The organism is Levilactobacillus muriae (assembly GCF_045862015.1).
GTDB lineage: Bacteria > Bacillota > Bacilli > Lactobacillales > Lactobacillaceae > Levilactobacillus > Levilactobacillus muriae.
This window is the reverse complement of record NZ_BAAFRU010000066.1, coordinates 1-1,298: the sequence shown is the minus strand read 5'-3', so window position 1 is coordinate 1,298 and position 1,298 is coordinate 1. Positions and strand designations below refer to the sequence as shown.

The following is a 1,298-nucleotide window of genomic DNA, read 5'->3' as shown; positions in this document are numbered from 1 at the left end:
AATGTTTATAACGAGAAGTCTCTGAAGCGGATCCACCGAGGGTTCAAAGGACTCCAGGACACCTTGGAAGCATCATTTATTTAAGTTAGATACATATTATATGTACGAAGGCATTTCATTTACACAAAATTCTTGACGCTACCTCGTACTCATACGGATCAGCAAACATCGCTAACGTCGTTTTTAAAACTAAGTCATAGACTTGATGCTGTATTTTAGGTAAGGTAGCTAATTGATCTTTAGTCGGGACGACTTTAGTCATGATAATGGCGTAGTGTTCTTCAACCTTTTTTCCATTAACATAGCGCTTATTTGGGGTGGTATTGGTTAAAGCGACTGGCTTAGAGACTAAACCCAGATACTTCGTCAGATTAGCCACTAAATAATCAAATTCTTCATCAGTGATGTAAGCACAATCGGTGCGGGGATAACTAAGGTACTTGGCTTCGTATAAACTCTGAATGGCCGCTAAGGTTTGACTGGCGCTGGCGTGATAACGTTTATTCATGGCACTTTGCAGACTGGATAGCGAGAATAGTTGGGGACTAGCACGTTTTTTAGCCTGGTTTTGAACGCCCTTGATTAAACCAGCCTGTGAGCCTTTCTGAACGTGTTTAGCTTGCATGAATGTCGTTAGCCCTGCTTTGTCTTTAAATCGCTGATAGGGGGCTAATTTCGCGACGAATTTTTGCTGATTAGCTACAATTTCCGCATTTAGTTCAAAATAGGGTTCCGGCTTAAAGTTTTTGATTGCCTGGTCTCTTTGATAGACCATACACAAGGCTGGCAGCTATGGGTAACTAATCGAGCACGCTCTACGTACCAAATTTTTATCAATATAAAATACATTATGGGCTACCATTCATACCAATTAACCAGTCGCTAATTTTGTGATTACAAGTGCCTGCCCCAATCTTCATGCCGGTTCCAAGTTTGGTGTTGCCGTTGCTTTTTCGTCATTTCCCACTCAGTCTCCTTTAAACCTTGCGCCTGTTTTTGCCGTTCGTAATCTTCATCACGGGCATATAGGGCGGTCATGATTGCGTTACTAAAGGCCGTCTTTAAGTAATAGTCTGGACTAACTGGCTTGTAGTTCAGTGGTTGATAATGTCCGATATTTGCTTTCCTGTACTGGTCGTCCTTGGCTTGTTGCCCTTTTAACTGTTTTTGAATTTTCTCGATCTGACTGTTCTTAATCGTCGGATCGGCTTTGCATTCGCCAAAAAAGAGTTGTTTAGTGCCATCATGCTTTAAAACCCGTTGTAAGTGATGATTTTCTAACTGATCTAAGCTAAGCT

The 1,298-nt window shown here is 41.4% G+C and carries 2 pseudogenes; both read right to left on the bottom strand.

The window, feature by feature from the left end:
* Positions 1–142 precede the first annotated feature (142 nt).
* Positions 143–775, bottom strand: a pseudogene (locus ACKTSF_RS14505) (DNA topoisomerase); the annotation flags it as partial.
* 119 nt (positions 776–894) lie between these two features.
* Positions 895–1,298 (bottom strand): annotated as a pseudogene (locus ACKTSF_RS14500) (nicking enzyme TraA protein); the annotation flags it as partial.